General features: G+C 41.3%; 15 protein-coding genes and 1 pseudogene. 6 read left to right on the forward strand and 10 right to left on the reverse strand.

The features are described from left to right. Positions 1-6: 6 nt before the first annotated feature. Genes F0227_RS00170 through F0227_RS00180 form a run of 3 tightly spaced genes read right to left on the reverse strand, consistent with a single transcriptional unit; the run spans position 7 to position 2,165 of the window. The gene (locus F0227_RS00170; protein WP_171751124.1) at positions 7-354 is read right to left on the reverse strand and encodes a hypothetical protein; all 348 of its coding nucleotides are present in this window, start codon (positions 352-354) and stop codon (positions 7-9) included. After that, complete coding sequence (locus F0227_RS00175; protein WP_171751125.1) at positions 354-1,508, reverse strand: hypothetical protein; 1,155 nt, start codon at positions 1,506-1,508, stop codon at positions 354-356. The genes F0227_RS00170 and F0227_RS00175 overlap by 1 nt, the downstream gene beginning before the upstream one ends. A gap of 54 nt (positions 1,509-1,562) precedes the next feature. Next, positions 1,563-2,165: a hypothetical protein gene (locus tag F0227_RS00180; protein WP_171751126.1), complete on the reverse strand. Its 603-nt coding sequence runs from the start codon at positions 2,163-2,165 to the stop codon at positions 1,563-1,565. A 383-nt stretch (positions 2,166-2,548) separates the two neighbouring features. On the opposite strand from F0227_RS00180, the gene F0227_RS00185 reads away from it, so the two are divergent. The 3 genes from F0227_RS00185 to F0227_RS00195 are packed head-to-tail and all read left to right on the forward strand — an operon-like array spanning position 2,549 to position 4,327. Continuing rightward, positions 2,549-3,037 (forward strand): curli production assembly/transport protein CsgE, encoded by a 489-nt coding sequence (locus tag F0227_RS00185; RefSeq protein ID WP_171751127.1) that lies wholly within the window; start codon positions 2,549-2,551, stop codon positions 3,035-3,037. An 11-nt stretch (positions 3,038-3,048) separates the two neighbouring features. After that, positions 3,049-3,465 carry a curli assembly protein CsgF gene (locus F0227_RS00190; protein ID WP_171751263.1) on the forward strand — a complete coding sequence of 139 codons (417 nt, stop codon included), beginning with the start codon at positions 3,049-3,051 and terminating at the stop codon, positions 3,463-3,465. Positions 3,466-3,490: 25 nt separating this feature from the next. Further along, positions 3,491-4,327: a CsgG/HfaB family protein gene (locus F0227_RS00195; protein ID WP_171751128.1), complete on the forward strand. Its 837-nt coding sequence runs from the start codon at positions 3,491-3,493 to the stop codon at positions 4,325-4,327. Between the two features lie 201 nt (positions 4,328-4,528). Here F0227_RS00195 and F0227_RS00200 read toward each other — a convergent pair whose 3' ends face one another. The 4 genes and pseudogenes from F0227_RS00200 to F0227_RS00215 all read right to left on the reverse strand — a co-directional run bounded on the left by F0227_RS00200 (position 4,529) and on the right by F0227_RS00215 (position 8,261). After that, on the reverse strand, positions 4,529-5,206 hold the full coding sequence (locus tag F0227_RS00200) for a LuxR C-terminal-related transcriptional regulator (RefSeq protein ID WP_171751129.1): 678 nt from the start codon (positions 5,204-5,206) through the stop codon (positions 4,529-4,531). A 444-nt stretch (positions 5,207-5,650) separates the two neighbouring features. Beyond that, positions 5,651-6,199, reverse strand: coding sequence for a DUF1415 domain-containing protein (locus tag F0227_RS00205; RefSeq protein ID WP_171751130.1), 549 nt, complete (start codon positions 6,197-6,199; stop codon positions 5,651-5,653). Next, complete coding sequence (locus F0227_RS00210) at positions 6,189-7,379, reverse strand: MFS transporter (protein WP_171751131.1); 1,191 nt, start codon at positions 7,377-7,379, stop codon at positions 6,189-6,191. The genes F0227_RS00205 and F0227_RS00210 overlap by 11 nt, the downstream gene beginning before the upstream one ends. A gap of 27 nt (positions 7,380-7,406) precedes the next feature. Next, positions 7,407-8,261 (reverse strand): annotated as a pseudogene (locus tag F0227_RS00215) (alpha/beta hydrolase). A 167-nt stretch (positions 8,262-8,428) separates the two neighbouring features. Here F0227_RS00215 and F0227_RS00220 point away from each other — a divergent pair. Further along, the gene (locus tag F0227_RS00220) at positions 8,429-9,394 is read left to right on the forward strand and encodes an AEC family transporter (protein WP_171751132.1); all 966 of its coding nucleotides are present in this window, start codon (positions 8,429-8,431) and stop codon (positions 9,392-9,394) included. Positions 9,395-9,570: 176 nt separating this feature from the next. On the opposite strand, the gene glgB is transcribed toward F0227_RS00220, so the two are convergent. From glgB to F0227_RS00235, 3 genes are all read right to left on the reverse strand, one after another. Then, positions 9,571-11,751, reverse strand: a complete 2,181-nt coding sequence (gene glgB, locus F0227_RS00225) for a 1,4-alpha-glucan branching protein GlgB (RefSeq protein WP_171751133.1) — start codon at positions 11,749-11,751, stop codon at positions 9,571-9,573. Positions 11,752-11,976: 225 nt separating this feature from the next. Next, positions 11,977-14,154: a 4-alpha-glucanotransferase gene (gene malQ / locus F0227_RS00230; RefSeq protein ID WP_171751134.1), complete on the reverse strand. Its 2,178-nt coding sequence runs from the start codon at positions 14,152-14,154 to the stop codon at positions 11,977-11,979. A gap of 185 nt (positions 14,155-14,339) precedes the next feature. Next, positions 14,340-16,793, reverse strand: coding sequence for a glycogen/starch/alpha-glucan phosphorylase (locus F0227_RS00235; protein ID WP_171751135.1), 2,454 nt, complete (start codon positions 16,791-16,793; stop codon positions 14,340-14,342). Positions 16,794-17,344: 551 nt separating this feature from the next. Between F0227_RS00235 and malT the strand changes: the two genes are divergently transcribed. Together malT and F0227_RS00245 are read left to right on the forward strand one after the other, a co-directional pair. Beyond that, complete coding sequence (gene malT / locus F0227_RS00240) at positions 17,345-20,053, forward strand: HTH-type transcriptional regulator MalT (RefSeq protein WP_171751136.1); 2,709 nt, start codon at positions 17,345-17,347, stop codon at positions 20,051-20,053. 399 nt (positions 20,054-20,452) lie between these two features. Continuing rightward, a complete protein-coding gene (locus tag F0227_RS00245; RefSeq protein ID WP_171751137.1) occupies positions 20,453-21,376 on the forward strand; it encodes a DUF368 domain-containing protein in 924 nt (307 codons plus the stop codon). Positions 21,377-21,541 lie beyond the last annotated feature (165 nt).

Raw genomic sequence — 21,541 nt, forward strand, 5'->3', positions numbered from 1 at the left:
TCACTATTATTTTCTAACAACAAAACAAGTGTCATTACAGTTGATCATAAACTCACTTTCACTATTGTCGGTTTCATAAAATACGGTAATTGGAAATTGTGTGATATTCAATCTGTAACTCACCCTAATTCCTTTGTTCAAGGTGGTAGACATCCGATTCCCGGCACTGGATTGAACCGTCAAATAGGCCAAATGACTCTCTGATACGAACATAAGCTGAACATGACCTTGCTGATTTGAACTCTTTATTGAAAGATCATCAATTTGCAATGCCATTTCACCCGCCAACGTCAGTTCCGAGAGCAACAAAGCGGCGCTAAGCACCGCTTTGTTCAACCAACTACTTAGTATCATTACTGTTGATTAATGCTAACTGCATTATGAACCGAATTGGTCATATGCACGCGAGCATAGTCGTTAGAGGCTTGTTGAATTGTCACACCCATTGTGCCGTCGGAATTAGCAAAGAAATTCCCATGAGAACTGGTCAATTTAACATCCGCAACAGACGCAGTACCTACTTGATTAATATCAATCCAGTTTGCATTAGAGTAATCTAAATCAACTTTAGCCAGATTTGATTCGTCAGTTTGCGATATATCAATTGCATTGCGGCTAGAGAAGTCCATATCAATATCCGCTTTATTCAGTTCAGTTTTTTGCATGACGGTTACTGAGTTGCTATCAGAGTTATTCATTCTGACATCGGTGTCATTCTTAATCGTGCCAAAACCTGAGTCTTGATCAACAGAAATAACGTTACCATTTGACCATTTCATATTGAGATTTGCTTTATTGCCGTAGTACTGTTCGACATTAACGATATTCCCGCTTGAACCTTTCAGAGATGCGTCAGCTTCATTGTATGAACTTTGAAGGATAGTTATACGGTTAGAATCTGACATATCTGTTAATTTCACTCTCGCTCCGGCATTTAAACTAGGGTTAACTTCACGATTCATTGCGGTCTGAGAAATTGTAACTTGGTTCAAATCTGAGTCTTGTACATAAACGTCAGCATCATTCATAAAGTCTTGACTGATAATGACATGATTAGAATCAGATGAAATAAGCTCGACTTCTGCTTTGTTGAGTCTACCTGCTCTTTCATCATTATTAGATGCTGCAGTCACCCCTTGACGAATAGCGACATCATTAAGTGAAGAGGCGCCACTAGATTTAACACTCGCTTCGTTCTCATCCCCTGACTGATTAATCACTGTTTTACTATAAGCCGAATAACCACTAGATTTAACTAACGCTTTATTCTTCTCGCCACTTTGAGATACATCAGCGCTATAACCAATGGTATTTTTTAAGTCAACAACAGCGGTGTCATCACTTAATTGAGAAATTTTAATAGTGCCAAATAAGGTGTTTGAAGTTTGAACAACAGCGTTGTTATGTTTATCAGGGAACTCAGAATTAATATACCCAGATAGATCATCAATAGCCACTGCAGCATTTGATGCTAATGCAACTGTAATTGCTAGTGCTAATTTTTTCATAATAGACGTCCTTTTATTTTAAAATAATATTTATATTTCATACTCATGTATCAGCTACTGTTTAACACTGATGTTTTTATGCATATTGCTGACAACAGAAACATAGCTATGTGAACCTGTCTGGTTTATTCCATAGCTTGAACCACCATAATCAACAACCAATGCAGTATTGCTGTTTCCTGTTTGAGAAAGACTGATCTCACTACCCGCGACTTTTTGTACCAGCAACGCCAAATTATCGTCACCGAATTGCGTTATCTGTCCTTTATGATGGTTCCCCGTCTGTACAAGAAGCGCGACATTATCGGAACCCTGTTGTTCAATTAACCCTATGTTCCCTGATCCATTTTGACTGATGTAAGCTAAGCTATTTTCCGCTCCACGCTGTAACACTTTGGCCTTGTTTGTATCTATCGCCGAACCGTGATTTTGTATAACAATAATGTCGTTGTTATAGCTGTAATCAATGTCAACATCGGCGTAATTAGCGAAGTCGCTGTTATGTAATTCCAGTTCCTCAAAGTTTACCGTTGGTTTAAAATCTGTATCTGGGCCGCTACCATTAGATGAATAGTAAAAACCTTCTGATACCGCTAAAGCACATGAAGAAAAAAACCAAAGAACAAGTGAAAGAAACAATATTTTTGGCAGCTTCATTATCTTCACCTTATTAATAAAAATTTCATGCCGATAGGTTTATAAAAACCAATATTATTTAAATCTCATCTCGACACTAACTTATTATTAAAACAAAACAACATTACGGCAATAAACTTTAACGTTGAATATACACATCAAAATATAAACTTTAGCATTAAATAAAAAATACAAACTAAATCCAAAGTTAACAAATACTAACGACACCAAAAATATACATTTATTTAACAAATATTTTACAGTAAATAGATTAATTCTCATTTTTGAGAAAATAATTATTATTAAATAATCAGAAACAAGAAAACATTTGCCGTTTAAATTTTACAGTACTAGTATAAAAAAATAAAAAGCCCAAACAGTATATAAAAACGAAGGGTTACCCTATGGAAATTAGAGTAAAAAGCATTGGCAAATATATTATTATAACTCTATGCATTTATAGCAATTTTTCTTTTAGTGACAATTCAAGCAATAAAGAAAGCTTATCTTCATCATTAGAAAACGGGGTGAAATTAGAAGATATAAAACCAAAATTTGATAATTTTGATGAAGTCACTGGATTAATTATAGACAGAACCATGACACGATTTGGTGAAGACTTTTATTTTTTCTTCACTCAAAAACTAAATGAAAAATACGACAATCTAAATGAAAATTTTATGATTAAGGAAAGGCCCACTGCTCTCTCAGGTAGTATCATCAGCGTTTTTCATTCTCGAAAACTCATTTATAGAACAGCACTGTCTCCAGGAAAACGCCAAGCAGAAGAGAAAGCGGATGAGGCGATAAATGCCGTCAGTACTTATTTAACTCGTTGGCAAATAGAGCGTCTATTTATGGATACATTTGATTTGGATTATGATGAATTTTAGTCGAGGTAATGATGAAAAATAAACCACTTAGCATTCTGCTGTTAATTGCTGCATCGACAGTAACTGGCGCATCAGAACTCATATACACCCCCATTAATCCAAGTTTTGGCGGTCACCCGAATAACAGTGCCCACCTTATGGGGGTAGCCAACGCAATCAACACCTACAAAGCTCCAAGTAGTAGTTCAGGCATTGAGCAACAGTCGTCATTAGAACGACTCGCTGCAAACCTAGAGTCTAGACTTATTAGCCAACTTTTATCAGACATTGGTACTGGCAATACCTCTGGTATTGTTGATACCCCTGACTTTACGTTGAATGTATCAGAAAACCCTCCAGGAAGCGGAAATCTGGTCATTCAAATAAGAGACAAAAATACGGGAGAATCTACCGAGATTAACGTCAGCGGATTAACACCAAATAACTAAGAAATATAATAAGGACATTATATTTATGAAAAACGTAATAATAACCCTCGTTATCGCATTACTAGCAGGGTGTTCAAACTATGTAAGTGTCCCTGATGCAGATGAAAGTCCAAAACTTATGCCACGAGGAAGTACCTATGGTGACCTTATTTCATTGCCATCACCAAAAGGTAAGATATTAGTATCAGTATACGATTTTAGAGACCAAACAGGGCAATATAAGCCATCTCCAAACAGCAATTTCTCTACCGCTGTGCCTCAAGGAGGGACAGCATTGCTCACCACATCTCTTTTAGACTCTAAATGGTTTATACCTTTAGAAAGAGAAGGGCTGCAAAACCTTTTAACCGAACGAAAAATTATCCGCGCAGCTCAGAAAAAAGAACAATCACCAAATAACCATAGTAAGGAACTGCCATCTCTTAGTTCTGCCAATATTGTGGTTGAAGGTGGGATCGTGGCCTACGACTCTAATATTCAAACCGGAGGAGCTGGCGCTCGCTATCTCGGTATTGGTGGCTCAGGGAAATACCGCACTGATATGGTCACCGTTAATTTGCGTGTTGTTGATGTACGCAGTGGCCAAATATTGCTTAGCGTCACCACCAGTAAGACTATTTACTCGCACGAGTTAAGCGCTGGTGCCTTCAGGTTTGTTGACTACAAAGAGTTACTTGAAGTTGAAATGGGTTATTCCAACAACGAACCTGTCAATATTGCAGTAATGTCGGCTATTGATGCGGCTGTGATTCATCTGGTTATTGAAGGAATAGAACGAGGGATGTGGCAACCAGCTAGTGCACAAGAGATGGACAATGCTATCATCCAGAGATACGCAGCTGAAAAACATGAAATTTTATAACAGTTTCTAACTTATGTAATACATCCGAATAATCTCAAGGTTTTTATTTAATACAAGTTTATTGGTTTCTGATCAAGACACTGATTTAAAAGCATGACCATGCTACAGAATAAATCAGTATCACAGAGCGGAAACCAATACAATTCGCACTCTTGAAACTCATCAATAGTTAAGCGCCTATTGGCTTGCTGACAATCAACATTATGTTAGCTCTTCAACACCTATATTCTCTTTTGCCCAAAGTAATGCCTGAAGACGATTTTTAGCTTTTATTTTACGAAAAACATTATGCAAGTGCGTTTTTACCGTGTTTTCACTCACATATAGTTTCTCTGCAATTTCAATATTTGAACTTCCATTGCCAAGTAATTTAATGATTTGCTGTTCCCGTTTTGTTAGCTGCTTATATGTTACGCTTGTTTTTACCCCATTTTTTCTTCTAAAATGTTGTATATATTGTTGCGCTAGTTTTCGACTCAACCACATCTCACCAAATAATATCTTTTCAACACCTTGATTAAGAAGTTCTATATCATCACTTATATAAAAAACACCAACTAGATTAGACCAAACTTTAAAATCTTCGTATTGGCTTTTTTTATTGCAATTGATAAGTATTTCAGGAGTATCAGAAAAGTGCTGACGCTGACATAATGCATAAATCTCTTCTTTTTCACGGGAGAACACACTCATATCAATAATAACCAAATCTGCTATTATTTTCCCTCGAGAAAACATTGTTAACGATAAATTATTAATCGCTAGAATATTAATATCAATATTGAGAGACTTTTCTAGAGCATCTTTTAACAGTGATGACTGCAGGCTTTTTTCCGTGATCAAAGTCGCAGAACTATAGACTTTACGTTTACTCACCATAATAACATCATCTTATGTTAATGAATTTAAACCTTATTATATAAAAATAAAATCACTTCCTGATCAAGTCAATGACTTTATATACATATTTTCTATACAAAGCATTAAATCAATAATTTAAAACTATCAGTTCAATATGTTAGCTATTTTTTAACTTTCGAAACATCCAATTAATAACAATAATATAATTAAAGAAGCCAATTAAAACACCAGTAAATAATATTCATTATCACTATTAAGTTTATTTGATAATTATAAAGCTTTTCATTCACCAATAGCTTCAGAGTTTATCGGTGGACTCGCCACTCTGGCCCAACAAAGATAGCCATCGAACATCGGTTTTGTGCAAACAATGGCAACTTAAAGACCAATAAACTGAAGCAGAGGCGTTAGACTTTCAACGACCACGTCGCTTAAAGTGACGTGGTCATTTTCTCTTTAAATTTACACAAACAGATAAGGGAATAACTGCTTTTTTTGCTGATCCGTTAATGAGGTTACGCAATCAATATTATTATCGGGAATCTGTTCTGGGTTGGGGTAATGCTTTAATACGCGTTCCATACTCTCTTCACGAATTAAATGCAGTATCGGAAATGGGGAACGGTTAGTTAAGTTTTCATCATCATCCGGTTCAACTCCGGCAAAACAGTAATCGGGATGAAAGGTAGCGACCTGAAAAATCCCCTGCCACTCTTGCTGCTTAATCAATGCATCTACCCAGTCTAAAAACTGGTTGTAGAGATAGAAATCATCCAGCATGTCGGGGACAACAACCAAGGTTGTTTCTAATGTCTCTGCATCCGACGTCGCTAAGATCATTAACTCGGTTAATAACTCTTCTAGGAGAGCCTCTTCTGTATCAGCGCGAGAGACCTGAATTTTGATCTGCTTATTTCGGTTTGGTTTGGCCGCAAACGGGCAGAGGTTAAGACCGATAACCACCTCTTCTAACCAAGTACGTACTTGTTTTTCAATAAGCTCATTGTTCAAATTTGCTTCCTTTCATATCTTTTAAGTAATAACACAGCAGAAAAATAGCGAAACAAAGCACCGTTCCCCCCATCATCACCATAGGCCAAGCACCTTGTTGCCAGCAGTAGATAAGGAAAAAGCCCCCTAAGCTGCCGCCAATATAGTAATGAACCAGATAGAGAGCAGTGGCGGTCGCTTTAGCACTCACCGCTTTTTGGCTTACCCAACCATAAGCAAGAGCATGGGTAAAAAATGCGCCACTGCTAATCAATAACAGACCCAGCAGCATCAAAGGAATTTCAGGAAAGTAAGCCAAAAACATACCGGATAACGTCACAATGGTTCCCAATACCATGCCAAGTACAGGGTGAAATCTAGTGGCCCATTTTCCACTGTATCGTGAACTGACTGTCCCGGACAGATAGCATAAAAAAGTTAATGACGTCAGACTCGGGGGGAGATTATAAGGTGCTTCAGCAAGGCGAAAACTGATCACCGAAAATAGATTAACAAACAGCGCGAAATTAAAACCGCCAATAAGCATGGCAAACCATACTCGCTTATCTTTAATATGCTGAATTAACTGACGATTATGATGAAAAAACAGACCTCGCTGAGGTTTAAAATAACGCTGCTGAGGCAATATTTTTAGAACCGCAACCGCTCCTATTAATGTTGCCACCGCAATGACTGATGCCGCTACCTGCCAACTAAACAAATCGGTCAGCACACCACCAGCGATACGCCCAGTAATACCCCCGAGACTATTAGCCGCAATATAACCACCCACGGCTTGAGTCAGTGCAGAGGCCGACATCTCTTCAGCCATATAGGCAACGGCAACGGACGCAAATGCCGCTAAAGAGATGCCCATAAGTGCACGACCTGCAACCATGCTATAAAAGCTAGAATCAAGCATCATCAACACATTAATGATTGGTGGAACAAAAAGGCCAACCAACATGACTTTTTTACGACCAAAGGACTCAGAAACTAGTGCCCAAGGCACTAGAAAAACCGACAGCATTAATGTGGTAGAAGCAAAGATCCAATTTACTTTGGTAGCCGATATAGAGAGCTCATCTGCCAGTTGAGGCAAGATAGGTTGGAACAGATACAGATTACAAAATATAAGAAACGAGCCCAGCGCCATTATAAAGCTGACCCTTTTATACTCCGATGTTCCAAATTCAATCATGGTTTTTTTTCTTACCGTAATCTGCGATTATTGAACGTCAATTAAGCGGTCAAAACTGTCCATCACTTGTTGACACTTCATCACCCTTCCATGCCCCTGCCCTTGCGTTGCGACTAAAGTGACATTATCGCCTTCGCTCGCCGCTTTTTGCGACACAGAGAACTTAGTGAACTTATCTTTCTCATCATGAACAATAATGGTGCGGTTAGTGCGATTCATGAGGTGAGCATAGGGGTCGATAATATGGATCGGGTAGTGATATTGATCTTGAATATCTTCCACAATCGCTTGGAATAACTTCACCGAGTAACCAGACCGGCTAACACTACCAAACAAGTTGTCTAAGTAATCCAATACTGGCGCAATCAATAGCATCGGACAGTGCGCAATTTTTGCGTGCTTGCACTCAAGCGCAGAAGCAGTTCCCATACTATGACCAACCACACCCGCCACGTCTTGTACGCTATCCAGCACGGATTCTAAGCAAGCAACAAATCAGGGAATATGGCCATAAGCACCACCACTCTTACCGTGTCCCGGCTGATCATAAGCAAAGGCGGTAAAGCCACGAGAGGCGATGTGTTCCATTACTGGGTAAAACTGGCTCGCAGTTCCTGACCAACCATGCGTAAGTACCCAAACCGGCCCTTCGCCAAGACTATACGTTTTTATCACCCCTTCGTTGGTGTCTACTTCGCCCTTAATTAAACCTTCCGGCTCATCATTAATCGGTTTCATTCTTGCAGGTGTTAGCAGCAATTGCTTAGCGGTTTTTTTAGCATGATTGGGAGCAATGGTATGGTGCAAACGAGTGGTTATGTTCACCAGCTTTCGTTTTACACTGAACTTCCCTGACGTATTGAAGTAGATTTTCTCACTCACCGTGGTGTCCTTGTTGTTCTTTTTTTTGAATAGTTTAGAAACGGGACTATAACAAAATTTTGACATTCTGTACGGCAACGTTAAGCATAATCACCTAATTTTATATTTCATTTTTAAATCGCGATTTATGTAATAATGACCATCCACGGACGAGTTTAGAGGTAACAATGGCGGAGTTTTTAGCGCAGTTGCAGTTTTCAGCATCGATTACAGGACCCATTTGCTTAATGCTGTTGCTCGGGGTATTTCTTAAACGGATAGCAGTTATTGACGATGCGTTTATTGATGTCGCGTCTAGGTTGGTTTTTCAAGTGACCTTACCTGCTTTGCTGTTTCTTAGTATTGTCGGTTCTGAACATGACTTTTCAAGCAGTACACCATTAATCCTTTTTGGTCTCAGCGCTAACTTAATTTTCTTTGTTTTTGTGGTTATTGCCACCAAAACACTCTTTTCTGGCTCCAATGATAAAGGGGTGGTCATTCAAGGCAGTTATCGGGCAAATACCGCCATTATAGGGCTTGCTTATGTTGCTAACGCATATGGTGAAACCGGTATCGCTTTAGCGGCGATTTACGTCGCACCAATGACGATTCTTTATAATATATTGGCGGTCATTGCATTAAGTCCGAAGAACGATAAAGAGAAATCATCGGGGCTAAAAGCATTTGCTGTTATTGTTAAAGGGATAACTAAAAATCCTCTAATCATTGCCATAATGCTTGGGTTGATTGTCTATTTTCTCTCTATTCCTATCCCTAAAATGGTACTAAATGCAGGTCAGTATTTTGCCAGTATGACTTTACCCCTTGCTCTGTTATGCACTGGCGGTTCTTTAAATATTAAATCTCTAAAAGGCGACCAACGCGCCACGTGGTTTGCTACGGTAAACAAACTCGTTTTTGCTCCTATCATCATCACTGGTGCAGCTCTGCTGTTTGGCTTTAGAGGGCTTGATATCGGGATTGTGTTCTTTATGAGTGCCGCGCCTACTGCGGCTGCAAGTTATGTCATGGCTCGAGCCATGGGTGGAAACGCTGCTCTGGCGGCAAATATTATCGCCCTAACAACGGTCACCTCATTGGTTACCTGTACCTTGGGGATTTTCGCTTTATCAACACTATCGTTAATGTAATATCTTCAATTATCTTTCTTGAACTGAACTTGTTGATGCTGCTCTGAATTCTGCATCTTGAGGTCACTTGAGTATATACCCTTTCTATTTGGTTATACTCACCAAATAGAAAGGGTCAGATATCGCTATCTGACCCTTGTTGTTATCTATTTATGAATACTATTTAGAAGTACCGTTTATGAAAGCTTATAGAACACGGTCGCTAATGGTGGTAACCGTAAGTTAAGTGACTGTGCTAATCCTTCACTCTCTATCTCTTCACTATTTAGTGATTTGATCACCGCAAAATCACTGCCGTGATAACGGCTATCATCACTGTTTAACAGCAAGTCATATTTTCCTTTATTGGGCACACCTATACGAAATGACTCATGAGGAACAGGCGTAAAGTTAGTCACCACTAGCACTCTTTCACCATGTTCACTGATGCGTTCATGCGCCAATATGCTGGCATCTTGTGCATCTTGCAGACGCCATTCAAATCCTCTTGGATCACAATCAAGTTCGTGAAGCGCCACTTCATTGCGATACAACATATTCAAATCGCGAGTGAGCGCGTGAATACCTTGGTGACGTTCGTAGGCCAACAGGAACCATTGCAACTGATCATCATGGTTCCACTCCGCCGTTTGACCAAACTCGGTGCCCATAAAGTTTAGCTTTTTACCCGGCTGACCATACATGTAACCAAGATAAGCCCTCAAATTGGCGGTTTGCTGCCATTCATCACCCGGCATCTTGTCATGAATAGAGCGCTTTCCGTACACCACTTCATCGTGGGACAGAGACAACACATAGTTCTCGCTATGGGCGTAAATTAGCGGGAAGGTGATGGTGTTGTGATGATACTTACGATGTACGGGATCTTCTTGCACATAAGACAAGCTATCGTGCATCCAACCCATGTTCCACTTAAATCCAAAGCCTAATCCACCCATATATGTTGGCGCAGAAACGCCCGGGAATGCCGTCGACTCTTCAGCAATCGTCATGGCATTTGGAAAGTGCTTATACACTTCTTCATTGACCCATTTAAACATAGCAATGGCATCGTAGTTCTCGTTGCCGCCGTCGCTATTTGGAATCCACTGATCATGGCTACGTGAATAATCTAGGTATAGCATTGATGCTACCGCATCAACTCGAATACCATCGATATGGAACTGCTCGAACCAATACAACGCATTGGCAACGAGGAAACGTCTAACATGTTCACGTCCTACATCATAAATAAAGGAGTTCCAGTCTTGGTGCCATCCACGCCTTGGATCTGGATCGTGGTACAAAGGAGTACCATCAAAATTCGCCAAACCATGGTCATCCGATGGGAAATGCGCAGGAACCCAATCCAGAACGACACCAATTCCAGCTTGGTGACATTTATCAATAAAGTACTTAAAGTCATCTGGAGAACCAAAGCGGCTGGTTGGTGCAAATAGCCCGACAGGTTGGTAACCCCAAGAACCATAGAATGGGTACTCTGAGATCGGCATTAGTTCAACATGGCTGTAGCCTAGGTCAACTAAATAAGGCACCAGCTCATCGGCCAGATCGCGATATCCAATAAAGTTGCCATCTTTATCTCGCTTCCACGAACCAACATGTAGTTCATAGAAAGAGAGTGCCTGTTTGGTTTTAGTGCTAACCGGACGACTTTGCCACTGTTGGTCTTGCCAGTCATACCGGTTGTGATCGTATGTTACAGAGGAGAATGATGGGTGCTGCTCGGCATAGAAACCCCATGGATCGGCTTTATGCGGTAAGCTCTCTCCATTAGGCCCTTTGATTTCATATTTGTATTGAGCGCCTTCTTCCAGTTCAGGAATAAAGATCCCCCAAATACCGTAATCTAAACGTTGCATTGGGTTGCGGCGGCCGTCCCAGTAGTTAAAACTGCCGATTAAACTCACTGCGGTGGCATGAGGGGCATAAACCAAAAAGCGAGTACCAGAAATCTGCTCACCTTCTCTCTCAATAGAGACAAACTGTGCTCCCATGTGATGATACATTTGCACAGGAGTATGGAGCTCTTCAAACTCTTTATACAAAGCATGATATTGGTATGGGTCATCCACTATCTGCTCTGTTCCATCCCAGTTCACCGCCAACTTATAATGGGTAAATGTCAAATCTCTATCATGTTCTAGAACAAAACTGTTCTCTGACTCTTTCTCCAAGGCGATTCTCGGCTCATCAGCAATAAGTAATTCAACTTTACTTGCTCCCGGCATCCATACCCTTAGTGAAAGCTGCTTTTCTCTATGATAAGGACCCAGTAAAGAGAAAGGATCAGCGCATGCCGCATTTTCTAATACACTAAAAATGTCTTCCTTTTTTGTCACAGTATTCTTTTTCAACTGGCATCTCCAAAACATCTATAAAATTAAAAACAAAAGTATGAAACAAAAACCAACTTTTCTCATAGTAACCTGTTAATTAGTCGCTGTTAATAAATAATAAAAAATACCCGCATAAAGCGGGTATTCTCAAAAATATCAATTAGTTAACAAGTTCACTATCCGGCGAATACAAGCAGTGACTATCTTGCAAGACTGCGTAATTAACTGTTTGTATTCGTTGCATTATTTTCCAGACCCAGCGCGAACTTCTGTTAAGCGTTTAGCAATGTAATTTACCTCTTCTCGAGCAAAAATATCCTCAAGATTTAATGATAACTTACGACGCCAGTTTGGATATTCATCAACCGTTCCCGGAATGTTTACCGGTTTATCCATTTCTAACCAATCTTCTAGCTGAATACTCAACAAGGCCGAAGAGCCAGCGGCCAAATGAAGTTGTAACGCTTCACTTAAGTGCTTATCCATTGGCACTAATGTCGCGTCACGACCAACACCATCAGGTAAGAAGCCATGCCATTCAACACTATTAAGGATCTCTTGCTTACATTTTAAACGGTCATCAAACAGTATTTGTAACTGCTCCTCGTCGGGATATAACCCTAGCTCCTGACCTGTTTTGAGATCATCACAGTGCCAAAATCCACGTAACGTTGGCATGTCGTGGGTACAAAGTGCCGACATGGACTGTTCTGTATAATGATTCGGCGAGTAATAGCCGCCATCTTCTGCTGTTTCAAAGAAGAAGACTTTATAAGAGTGAACCCCTGCATCCGCGAGAATATCAACAATTTCATCTGGCACTGTTCCAAGGTCTTCACCAATCACACTGCACTGATAGCGATGAGATTCTAAAGCCAATATTGCCAGCATATCTTCAACGGGATAGTAGATATAAGCACCGTTTGTTGCACCTTCACCTTTCGGTATCCACCACAAACGAAGTAGGCCAAGAACATGGTCAATACGCAGTGCGCCACAATGCTTCATGTTTGCTCTTAGCAACTTAATATAAGCGTCATAGCCTGTTGCTTGAAGAACTTGTGGATTAAGAGGAGGAAGCCCCCAATTTTGTCCTAGAGGACCAAGAATATCCGGTGGCGCACCAATACTGGCGTCCATCACCAAGTTACCATCGTCTGCCCAGGTCTCAGATCCTGAGTTAGCCACCCCGACCGCCAAGTCACGGTAAAGCCCTACTGCCATGCCTTTCTCTTCAGCCAATGTCTGCGCTTCATTAATCTGACTGTCGGCAATCCATTGCAAATAAAGGTGCAATTGAACTTTATCTTCATTCTCTTTAATGAAAGTTTGAACGGCTGGATTTTGGAAGTGCTGGTACTTCTCAGGGAATACAGGCCAACCCCAAATGCTTTGATCTTTTTCAAACAACGTACCATGCAGAGCATCGAATGCAGCTTGATGTAATAGGCTCTCGCCACCTTGCTCAACAAAGCTCAAAAATGCTTTTGCTCTGTCGGTAGATTCATCCAAATGACGACTCTTAAATTCGTCAAATAACAGAGGTAACACACTCATTTTAAGTTCAGACACTTCAGAGTAGTTAACCCAATGGGTATCTCGAACTTTATGCAGACGCTGCTGGAACTCATTGCTGCCCACTTTACGCTGAGCATCAACACTTAACACAAACTCAGGAACAGAACTGACATCAATATAGAGAATATTTAACCAACGGCGAGACGACGGGCTATATGGACTCGCCCCTTCAGGGTTGGCTGGAAATAATGAATGAATTGGGTTTAAACCAACAAAATCCCCTCCTCGTGATGCTATTTCTGCGACCAATTGTTTAAGGTCACCAAAGTCACCAATACCCCAGTTATGCTGAGTTCTAAGAGTATAAAGTTGAACGCTTGGCCCCCACAGTTTTTTCTGCTGGGATAGTTTCTGCTGCTTGTAACACGCATTTGGCGTCACTATCAGGGTCATTTCATACGGGGTTTTACGACGCTTGCGGGTAATAATAAGTTGATGGTATCCCCACTCCACGTTGGGCAGTTGAAACACTAAAGGGCCGCCTTCTGCACGCTCATCACGTACAATTTGCGATTGAAGATATCCTTCAAGGGTCTTACCCTGCTCAGTTTCTAAACGCCAGCTAAATTCACTCTCGCGAGCACTAACACCTAGATTCAACTTAATCTCTATGGGTTGCTCACTATCGCGTACAACTTGAACGGGATCCAAAACCTCTTTTTTATGTTTCTTTTCTGCCGATTTAAGCAGATTTTCTTCACTTGAGGTATCGTAGCCAAGAGAAGCAAGTAAACGACGAATGGTTTCCTCTTCGACACTTGCTTCATCTCCCCACGCACTAATATAGTTTTTTGATATCTTAGCCATATCAGCGACTTGCATTAGAACTGACTGTTGTTTCATTTTTCTCTCCGAAGGCGTTTATACGCCTTCCTTTTAGTAGGGCATTCTTGTCAAAATCTTAGGTAACTTACCGGATCCAATAATGCTCTTTGGTAAAACCACTATTGGATCCAGTAGAGCCGGGAAACTGCACTCGCTAAATTATGCTTGCGAAAACAGCGCTCCCAGCTCAAACAGGCAAATAACTAGCGTTTTACGGCTTGTAATTTCCAGATGTTATTTACGTAATCACGTATTGAACGGTCAGAGCTAAACTTACCTACCAGCGCCGTATTTAGAATCGCCTTACGAGCCCAACCTTGCGGCTCACGGTACTGTTGATCCATCGCTTCGTGCGCTTTCACGTAAGAGGCAAAGTCAGCAAGACACAAATACGGATCACCACCGTCCAACAGGCTGTCATAAACTGCGCGCAGTTTACCCGGCTCTCCTGGTGTAAATTCATCACCTAACAGAAGATCCATTGACGCTTTTAGCAGGTGGTCAGCATTGTAATAATCAAATGGGTTGTAGCCTCGAGCACGCAACGCCTCAACACCATCAACTTCTAGACCGAAGATATAGATGTTTTCATCACCCACTTCTTCACGTATCTCTACGTTTGCGCCATCCATAGTACCAATGGTTAGTGCACCATTAAGCGCCATTTTCATGTTACCTGTACCCGAAGCTTCTTTACCTGCGGTAGAGATTTGCTCAGACACATCTGCAGCCGGAATAATGATTTCCGCCATGCTGACACGATAATCAGGAATAAAGACCACTTTCAGTTTGTGGTTCACACGGTTGTCACTGTTGATTTTCTCTGCCACTTTGTTGGTGGCATAAATGATCTCTTTGGCTAGATGATAGCCCGGTGCGGCTTTCGCGGCGAAGAACACCACACGTGGCGCCATATCAAACGAAGGATCATTTAATAGACGATGATACAGGGACAATATGTGCAACAGGTTCAAATGTTGACGTTTATATTCGTGAAGACGTTTGATCTGCACATCAAAAATCGCATCGGTATTTAATTCAATACCCATGTTCTCTTGTACCCAATCGGCTAGACGCTCTTTATTGGCTTTTTTAACCGCCATATAGTCATCTTGGAAGGCTTTATCGTCCGCAAATTCGGCTATTTTTGTTAGCATATCCAAGTCGGCTGGCCATTTATCTCCAATCTTCTCGCTAATAAGAGCTGACAACTTAGGATTACAGAACTTCAACCAACGGCGAGGTGTTACCCCGTTAGTCACGTTTTGCAGTCGATTTGGGTAAAGTTCGTGGAACTCTGGGAATAAGTCACGTTTAACCAACTCAGAGTGAAGTGCCGCTACACCATTTACCGCATAAGAACCAACAACACAAAGGTTGGCCATACGTACCATACGGTGGAAGCCTTCTTGAATAATAGATAATTTGCGTTGCTTCTCAACATCACCCGGCCATTTAGCACGCACTTCTTGCATAAACAGATGGTTGATATGATAAATGATTTCCATATGACGAGGCAGCAAGCGCTGAATTAACGACTCGCTCCATGTTTCTAATGCTTCCGGCAACAAGGTATGGTTAGTATAGGCAAATGTTTTAGAACACAGTGCCCATGCATCATCCCAAGCCCACTCATACTCATCCACCAAAATACGCATTAATTCCGGAATAGCGATAGTTGGGTGTGTATCATTTAGCTGGATGGTTTCATATTTCGCTAAGTCTTCTAACTTGTGACCAGCTTTAAGGTGGCGACGCAAGATATCAGCAATAGATGCCGCACTATGGAAGTATTGTTGCATTAAGCGAAGAGTTTTACCCTTCTCGTGGTTATCATTTGGATAAAGTACTTTGGTAATGTTACCCGCATCAATCAATGAGTGCTGAGCTTCAAAGTAGTCACCATTGTTAAAGCTTTCTAAAGAAAAAGGTGCAATGGCCTGACATTCCCATAAACGCAATGGGTAAACGGTATTGCTTTCGTAACCCACAATAGGAAGATCCCACGGCATCGCTTTTACTTGCATACCCGGAACCCAACGACGCTTCTCTTTTCCATTTTCATTAATCACTTCTACGTGACCATAAAAACCGATTTCTTGAGCAATATTTGGCCGTGCAACTTCCCAAGGGTAACCTTCAACACCACGCCATGCATCAGGCGCTTCCTGTTGATGACACTGATCAAATGACTGTTTGAACAGACCATACTCGTAGTGAAGACCATAACCAACCGTTGGAAACTCTTGAGCAGCACATGAGTCCATAAAGCAAGCAGCCAAACGACCAAGACCACCATTGCCCAGTGATGGGTCACGTTCTTCTTCTAACAGGTCAGTTAGACTCTGTCCCAGCTCTTTCATGGCTGCGTCTATTTGCGAATAAAGCCCCATGCTGATCAAGTTGTTACCCGTAAGGCGGCCAATCAAGAACTCTAATGAAAGGTAGTTAACACTTTTCGCATTTTGAATCGCTTTATCATTTTCTGTTTCTAGCAAATCAAAGGTTGTCATCTCCGCTAGAGCGCGACCCATTGCTAAATACCAGTCACGTGGCTGTGCATTTTCAACCTTCGTTGCGTAAGTTGCGGTTAAATGCATTTTTACATCGGCTTGGAACTGCGCTTTATCAAACTTTTTTTGTTGCGTCGGTTTCATAGTGACATCTCATAATTGTTTCAATTTATCTATGGCATATCCTGCATCTTGATAGTCAACAGAACATCCTCCTAACTTAAAGAGTGGAGAGGAGGAGTAGCTAGGGCGTAGACCCTACTCTTCTACACACTTAGCGATCTAAGTCACACTAACTGCTGCTAGCGTTAAAAATATAGCGACTCAGGTCACGTATAACTTTCGATTACCTCCTCCATTACTCATTGGCTATAAATTACTCAGTCAGAAACATTGATTGAAAATAGTAGTTTCATCACACTAATGCCTGAATTTATCCCGTTAAGCCATGGCTAGCTTCACCACTAGTGGTAGTAATAGAATCCCATTTCATAAATACTAATATGTACGGGTAGCCGCCGTTTTTCCATCTAGCAAACTATACTTATGAGATGTTTATCACAATTTCGGGGCGTAGAACCTCATAATTATGCGGCAGATCATACATATCGCAGATAAGCCGTTTTATGTTGATATCACCTTATCGTAGGATAAAAACAGTTTATGAATAACCTAAATCAAATAGTGCGATAACTATGTGGATACCCTCAAAACTCACTCGGCCCGGCCGGTTACATAACGCCATCGTTAGACCTCGCGTGTTAGACTTATTACAGCAAGCACCGTGTTATAAGCTGATCCTTTTCCGCTCTCCGGCGGGCTATGGTAAAACCACCATGGCGGCACAATGGCTCTCTGACAAAAATAGCGTCGGCTGGTATAGCCTTGATGACAGTGACAATGATACGTTTCGATTTGTTAACTATTTTATTCAGGCCATCAATCGCGCCACAGGGGATCAATGTCCGAACTCACAAACACTGGCTGAGCGCCGGCAGTTTTCCTCGTTACAGACGTTATTTGCAGAAGTATTCTCTGAGCTATCAGAGTTTTTTAATGAAAGTTATGTGGTGCTTGATGACTACCATCTGATTCAGAATGAAGAAATTCATGAGGCGATGCGTTTTTTCCTCAAGCATATGCCAGACAACATTACGTTAGTCGTAACCAGCCGCGCTAACCCACCACTAGGCACCGCGAACTTACGAGTACGCGACTTAATGATTGAAATTGGCAATGATTTATTGGCGTTTGATACCGAAGAGACTACCCGTTTTTTCAATCAACGGGTTTCCGAAGGCATTGATGACACCACCGCAGATAGCTTACGCAACTATGTAGAGGGTTGGCCGTCAGCGTTACAACTTATTGCCTTGCAAGCTCAACATCAAAAACGCACTTTAGCTCAATCTGTCCAGTCAGTATCTCAGTTTAATCACGCTCATTTATGGGATTATTTGGTTGAAGAGGTGTTTGATCTTCTCGATTCCGAAACTCGACATTTTTTAATGCAGTGTTCGGTACTGGAAACCTTTAACGATAAGCTCGTCAGCGAGCTCACGGAAAGAGAAGACGCCTTAGGTATGATTGAGTCTCTTAATCGCTTTGGCCTGTTTATCTACCGTCTTGAAGGTGAGCAAAACTGGTATCGATTCCACCACTTATTTGGTGAGTTTCTCACTCACGAAAGGCAGTCACGCATCCCTCAAGAAGAGAGGTCTCTTCACCGCAGCGCTGCGCAAGCATGGTTAAACATTGGCATTCCGCATCAGGCACTTTCCCATGCTCAAAAATCCCATGACGGTGAACTGGTGGCGCAAATTTTAATTGAGCACGGTTGGCGCATGTTTAATCTCGGTGAGCTAGCCATTATGGAAGATGCCATCACTCAATTAAGCGATGATCAGCTCTATTCCGAAATGAAACTGCCATTACTAAGGGCGTGGCTGGCTCAAAGTCAGCACAGTTATGACCGAGTTGAAGGTATGTTGGTTGAATCTGAGCGACAGATGGCCCAGCGAAATATCGAGCTCACCACCAGCGATAAAGGTCAGATTAATGCTCTTAGAGCACAAGTAGCCATCAACAGAAATGATCCTGAAAAGGCGTTAGAACTGGCTGAGCTAGCGCTAAGTCAGCTCGATACCACCATCTATCGCAGCCGAATTGTCGCGACATCAATTGTCGGTGAAGTGAATCACGTTAATGGCGAATTGGATCGCGCCCTTTCTCTTATGCAACAAACAGAGAAGCTCGCTCGCCAATATCAGCTTTATCATCAAGCTCTTTGGGCACTGCTACAACAGAGTGAGATCTTAATTGCTCAAGGGTTTGTGCAGGCGGCTTATGAGCTGCAAGACAACGCATTTAAATTGATTGAAGAGCAAAAACTGCAGCAATTACCGCTGCATGAGTTCCTGCTTCGATTACGCTCTCAAGTGCTGTGGTGCTGGAATCGACTAGATGAAGCCGAAGAGTGTGCCTATAAAGGGATGCAGGTATTGGGCAACCATGATCCAAGCAAGCATCTTCACTGTTATTCACTGCTCGCGAGAATCGCCATTAGCAGAGGTGAAATAGATAAAGCAACACGGTTTATAGAACAGATTGAACATCTATTGCAGCAATCTAGCTACCATTTAGATTGGAAGGCCAATGCCTCGCTTTCGTTGTTGTTGTACTGGCAAGCGAAAGGGGATACGACATCGGTTAAGCAATGGCTCGAGAGTGCTGACCGCCCAACAGATGCCAAAAACCACTTTTACCAACTTCAGTGGCGCAATATCGCCCGAGCTCAAATTTTTGTCGGTCAATTTGAAGAAGCCCAAGAACATTTAGATGCCTTGCAACAACATGCCGAACAGGCGAATTTGGTGACGGATATCAACCGCAACCTAATTGTTGAAGCCATTCTTTATGTTCGACAAAATAATGAAGAAAAAGCGGTAGAAAAGCTTAAACATGCCCTTAGCTTAACTAACCAAACTGGCATGGTGGGTAATTTCTTAATTGATGGTAATACCATTGACGAGCTGCTGCAAAAGCTCAGTAGCCATGCCTCGTTAGGTGACCTTGAAAAGCATCGAGCTCAGCAACTAATTAAGGATATTTCTAGCAAACAGCGCAGCCGTTCTGTTCACTTTGACGAAGATTTTGTCGACAAGCTTATCAATCACCCTAACATTCCAGAGTTGGTAAGAACCAGTCCACTGACGCAAAGAGAGTGGCAGGTACTGGGCTTAATTTATTCAGGGTTTAGTAACGAACAGATTGCGCAAGAGCTGGATGTTGCTGCTACTACCATCAAAACTCACATTCGTAACCTGTATCAAAAACTCAACATTGCCAATCGTAAAGAAGCCATTGAAACTGCCGAGAATTTGCTTAGCTTAATGGGGTATTGATTTAGTTAAGGTACAGATAAAAAAAGAGCCAATCGCAATGCTTGCAATTGGCTTATAGATAGTGTGAACAATTTTCGTTCACTAACAACGTCAGTTGGCTAGGTGACCCTCGGCTTTAAGAAGGGTCAGTAGTATTAAAGCATATTACATGCCAACTTTCAAAACTTAGAATAAACGCCGTTTTACGGCATTTAATTATCCAACATATGAATATTTCGCTCACCTTCTCGCATAATGCAATTGCAAAATGCAAATCAAGTGCAATTTGCTATGACATTACTTGCACAAAAATAGAATGAATAACCTAAACCCTACAATATCGAATAACTCACGGCAGCTATATATATTAAACTCAGATTTTGTATAATTCGATCATCCTAGTTAGTTGAATAGAAACAGATGAAATATTTGGTCACTTTTTTCAAAGGTATGGCAATGGGGGCGGCAGATGTTGTCCCAGGTGTATCAGGCGGAACCATTGCGTTTATTACTGGTATTTACGATACCTTGTTAGAGAGCATTCGCAGAGTAAACCCTTCATTAATCGGTATTGTTAAAAATGAGGGTGTAAAACACGCTTTTGACCATATAAATGGACGCTTTTTGATCTGCTTATTTGGCGGCATCATCACCAGTATTTTAACCTTAGCGAAGCTGATTTCTTGGCTGTTGGTTACTTACCCTATTCCATTATGGTCATTTTTCTTCGGGTTAATTGTTGTCTCTGTTTGGCATATCATTAAGCAAGTTGATAGAAAAGATTTAGTTAGGGGCGTCTTCGTTATAGTAGGGATTGCATTCGCCTACTCCATCACGGTGCTTAAACCTCTGCAGATGGACCCTACCAGTATCAACATTGTTGTCGCTGGGGCAGTCGCTATCTGTGCCATGATTCTACCCGGCATATCTGGCAGCTTTATTCTATTACTGCTTGGAATGTACACACCGATACTTGCCGCAGCAAAGTCGCTACAAATAGAGGTATTGTTACTGTTTGTTACTGGCTGCGTTACTGGGCTGCTTACTTTCTCTCACTTACTTTCGTGGTTACTAAAACGTCATAGAGACTCAACATTGATGTTTCTGACAGGACTAATGATTGGAACATTACCCAAAATATGGCCTTGGAAAGAGACCATCAGTTGGCGTACAAACTCTAGCGGTGAACAAGTACCTTTAATACAACAGAACCTCTCACCCTTTGAGTTTGAGTCCATAACCTCTCAACCAAGTCAGCTTTTACTCGCCATTGGGTTGATGATCATTGGTGTTGGCATTGTGTTGTTACTGGAGAAATTTGCCGACAAAGGTAATAGTCACTAAGAACATATCCTGTGATGGCTCTTGTTACGAATAGAGCCGTCACACAATAGTGCATTAACCGCTCTTAAATAAGTCTCGCTCTTATTACTATTTTTTAATTGTAAAATTTTACAGTCGTAGATCCAAATCACATCCTCACTTCTTAATCATGTTAATCTGTTAACT

Source organism: Vibrio sp. 99-8-1 (assembly GCF_013114595.1).
Lineage (GTDB): Bacteria > Pseudomonadota > Gammaproteobacteria > Enterobacterales > Vibrionaceae > Vibrio.

Bases quoted from the DNA above. Each gene is read 5' to 3' on its own strand.
- F0227_RS00190 (WP_171751263.1), top strand. From the start codon at position 3,049: ATGAAAAATAAACCACTTAGCATTCTGCTGTTAATTGCTGCATCGACA.
- malQ (WP_171751134.1), bottom strand. From the start codon at position 14,154: ATGAAACAACAGTCAGTTCTAATGCAAGTCGCTGATATGGCTAAGATA.
- F0227_RS00245 (WP_171751137.1), top strand. From the start codon at position 20,453: ATGAAATATTTGGTCACTTTTTTCAAAGGTATGGCAATGGGGGCGGCA.
- F0227_RS00185 (WP_171751127.1), top strand. From the start codon at position 2,549: ATGGAAATTAGAGTAAAAAGCATTGGCAAATATATTATTATAACTCTA.
- F0227_RS00200 (WP_171751129.1), bottom strand. From the start codon at position 5,206: ATGGTGAGTAAACGTAAAGTCTATAGTTCTGCGACTTTGATCACGGAA.
- F0227_RS00180 (WP_171751126.1), bottom strand. From the start codon at position 2,165: ATGAAGCTGCCAAAAATATTGTTTCTTTCACTTGTTCTTTGGTTTTTT.
- F0227_RS00235 (WP_171751135.1), bottom strand. From the start codon at position 16,793: ATGAAACCGACGCAACAAAAAAAGTTTGATAAAGCGCAGTTCCAAGCC.
- F0227_RS00175 (WP_171751125.1), bottom strand. From the start codon at position 1,508: ATGAAAAAATTAGCACTAGCAATTACAGTTGCATTAGCATCAAATGCT.
- F0227_RS00210 (WP_171751131.1), bottom strand. From the start codon at position 7,379: ATGATTGAATTTGGAACATCGGAGTATAAAAGGGTCAGCTTTATAATG.
- malT (WP_171751136.1), top strand. From the start codon at position 17,345: ATGTGGATACCCTCAAAACTCACTCGGCCCGGCCGGTTACATAACGCC.
- F0227_RS00220 (WP_171751132.1), top strand. From the start codon at position 8,429: ATGGCGGAGTTTTTAGCGCAGTTGCAGTTTTCAGCATCGATTACAGGA.
- F0227_RS00170 (WP_171751124.1), bottom strand. From the start codon at position 354: ATGATACTAAGTAGTTGGTTGAACAAAGCGGTGCTTAGCGCCGCTTTG.
- F0227_RS00195 (WP_171751128.1), top strand. From the start codon at position 3,491: ATGAAAAACGTAATAATAACCCTCGTTATCGCATTACTAGCAGGGTGT.